We start from the raw sequence: 554 nt of genomic DNA on the forward strand, positions 1-554 counted from the left end.
GTTTTCCAAAGGAGGATTTTACAAAATATGTTGAGGTGTTTGGCGGAGCAGGATGGGTGCTTTTTGATAAAGTCCAAAGTAAAAAACAACTTGAAGTGTTCAATGATATAGATGGTAATTTAATAAATTTATACAGGTGTATTAAGTTTCATGCTGATGCGGTACAAAAAGAACTTGACTGGATCTTATCATCCAGGGAGGTATTTACAGATTATAAAGCGATGATAGATAACAATATCGGTACAGATATTCAAAAAGCCGCAATGTATTTATATTTGGTGAAAGTATCATATGGTGCGGCTCGCAGAACATATGGTGCAAAAACAGGTATAAATAATACTAAAGAGATACTATTAGAAATACAAAAAAGATTATCTGCAGTTATTATAGAAAATAAGAATTATGAAAAAATTATAAAAAGCTATGACAGTGCTGATACACTATTTTATCTTGATCCGCCATATTACAAAGCGGAACGGCATTATGATTCACGATTTACTGTAGAAGATCATAAAGAGCTTGCAAGAATATTAAAGGAAATTAGAGGGAGGTTT

General features: G+C 32.1%; 1 protein-coding gene. It reads left to right on the forward strand.

Annotated features, from left to right (window positions below):
• Positions 1 to 554, forward strand: a 554-nt coding sequence (locus tag KTF99_RS16910; RefSeq protein ID WP_217215686.1) for a DNA adenine methylase, incomplete at both ends; no start/stop codon positions are given.

This window comes from Erysipelatoclostridium sp. MSK.7.34 (genome assembly GCF_019041935.1).
Classification (GTDB): domain Bacteria; phylum Bacillota_I; class Bacilli_A; order Erysipelotrichales; family Coprobacillaceae; genus Thomasclavelia; species Thomasclavelia ramosa.